The 1,205-nt window shown below is 29.2% G+C and carries 1 protein-coding gene; it reads left to right on the forward strand.

All coding sequences use genetic code 11. The features are described 5' to 3' along the window. The coding region (locus DXA15_RS25060) for a BF3164 family lipoprotein (protein ID WP_369683088.1) at positions 1-1,082 on the forward strand (1,082 nt) is incomplete at its 5' end. Between the last annotated feature and the right edge of the window lie 123 nt (positions 1,083-1,205).

Consider the following 1,205-nt stretch of genomic DNA (forward strand, 5'->3'; position numbering starts at 1 on the left):
TGACTTATCGAAAGTTCTCTGATTTCATTCAACCAAAAAGTCATTATTTTAATAAATATTTTTATGTAATGAAAAATACGATCTTCTTCTTGTTATTATTCTGTATTTCTTGTACTAAACAAAAATCAGATTTATTAATTCTACCGGATGAAACCCCTATCAAAAGCATTGATTATCCGAATGAAATTGTAATGAGTTACCCTCTATGCATCGAAATTATAAATAATAATTTGTTCCTGCTTATGCACAAAGGAGAAGATGTCATAAAAATAGTTGATACAGACAATGGTAGCGAAATTAAACACGCTGGTAAATTTGGAAGTGCACCAGAAGAATTTATACAGCCCAATTATTGGGGATTTGATAAAAACAATAACATACTTATATATGATTTGATGTTAAAAAAGCTTAGGAAATATAATTGGGAAGAAATTGTTAACAATACTGAATTAACCATAGCTAAAGAAATTCCATTGAAAAGTACTAATGCACATATTACTAGCGGAAAAATATTAAATGACAACTGTTTTGTAGGTTCTGTCCCTTTTGGTATATCCGAACCTTTAATAGTTCTTGATAATAATTTAAGTATTATAGATAGTTTAGGAGAAGTTCCTGATAATAATCACAAAAGTACCAATATGACCTCTTATGTAGGTAATATTGATACCCATAACAGCAAATTTGTATTTGTTATGGCATCTTTAGGCTATATCGCCTGCTACCAACAACAAAAAGGAGGTAGTGAACTACTTTGGGATCATTACATAGAAAAACCGGTTTATAAAGGTGATCAATTGGACAGAAAACAGTTAAAACTGGGTTTTCCTGATGTGAAAATAACCAAGAATTACATTTTTTGTAGTTATTTCGGTGAGGTTTTAAGCAGAGAAAAACTTAAAACACTCAAACCCCGTAATATTTTGGTGTTTGATCACAAAGGAAATTTATTAAAAAATTTAAGATCAGAAAGAAGCGTTGGTAGAATTGCTGTTTCAGAAGACGAAAAAACATTATATACAGTGACGGAAGAGCCCGAAATTGCAATTATACGATTTGATATTACTAATTTATTAAACTAAATATATGAACAAGTATACATTGCTTTTATGTGGTATATTGTTTGCGTGCAATAATCCACAAAAAGAAATAACTAAAGATGTTTCTTTTAAAATAAATTAAGTTCCTTGATAGAAAAAGGAAAT

Origin of the sequence: Parabacteroides sp. AM58-2XD (assembly GCF_003463685.1) — a bacterium.
Classification (GTDB): Bacteria; Bacteroidota; Bacteroidia; order Bacteroidales; family Tannerellaceae; genus Parabacteroides; species Parabacteroides segnis.